Raw genomic sequence first — 1,127 nt, forward strand, 5'->3', positions numbered from 1 at the left:
GGGGCGGTGCGGGCCAGGCCGAGCCGCACCGCGAGCCGGCGCACCGCGGCGGCGCGCAGCACCTGCGCGGCGCGGCCGCGGGCGCGCGCCTTGCGGTAGAGCTGCGCGCGGCCCTGGGTCGTCTCGAGCGCCCGGACGACGACCGCCAGCCGCTCGGGCACGAGGCGCCCCAGCCGTCGTCCGCGCCAGAGCACCACGACGCCCAGCACGACCAGCAGCTGGACCCCCGCGAACCGCACGCCGTCCGGCAGCAGGTCGGTCAGGGTGGGCGGCTCGGCCTGGCCGCCGTCGAGCGGGTCCGGCGTCCACCAGACCAGCAGCGGCTGGCGGCCGAGCACCCCGACGGCGAGCGCGGCGTCGCCGGCGTCCGAGAGCCGGTCGTTGGTCAGCGGCGCGCCCGGCCCGAGCAGCGTCGTGCGGCGGCCGTCGCGGTACGCGAGCTCGACGAACGCGGCGGCCGGCCGGGCGCCGCCCGCGTCGACGGGGTAGCAGGAGCTCACGGCGTCGACGTCCGGGACCCCGCCGGTCGACAACGGCGCGTAGCCGACGTCGCCCATCACCACGCTGCCGGCCCGGGTCGGCACGGGGGCGTCGCAGCCGGGCTCGACCGTGCTCACGTCGCCTGCCGCGGTGGCCCCGAACGGCAGGTCGAGGTCGGTGAGCACGCCGTTGCCGGCGCCGACGAGCACCAGGTCGGCACGGTCGGCGGCCACGAGCTCGCCGAGGTCGTGCGGGCGGGTGCCGCCCATGCGCTCGGGTCGCGCGACGACGACGGCCACGTCGCCGGAGCGCTGGCCGAGGTCGGCCTGGACGTCGGAGAACCGCGTGCGCACGCGCACCTCGACGCCGTGGTCGCGCAGCACCTGGGCCAGGGCGCGGGCGCCCTCGGGTGCCGGGTTCTCGGGGTCGAGCGCGCCGGTGGCCTGGGGTCGGGCGAGCAGCAGCCCCACCAGCGTGGCGGCGAGCACGAGCGCGCCGATGCCCAGGGGCCAGCGCCAGCGCTGCAGCCGGCCGGGTCGGGTGGGCCCGCCGGGTCGATCGCCGGGCCGCACGGCGGCGCCGTCGTCCACGCGCTCGTCGGCCGGGGCGGGTGCACCGGCGGTCACGGTCACGGCGCGACCAGCCCG

General features: G+C 79.9%; 1 protein-coding gene. It reads right to left on the reverse strand.

Going from position 1 to position 1,127, the window contains the following annotated elements; translation table 11 throughout:
* Window positions 1–1,112, reverse strand: a 1,112-nt coding sequence (locus ACYVJ4_RS18500) for a DUF4350 domain-containing protein (RefSeq protein ID WP_460461519.1), incomplete at its 3' end; no start/stop codon positions are given.
* Between the last annotated feature and the right edge of the window lie 15 nt (window positions 1,113–1,127).

Source organism: Angustibacter peucedani, assembly GCF_054779595.1.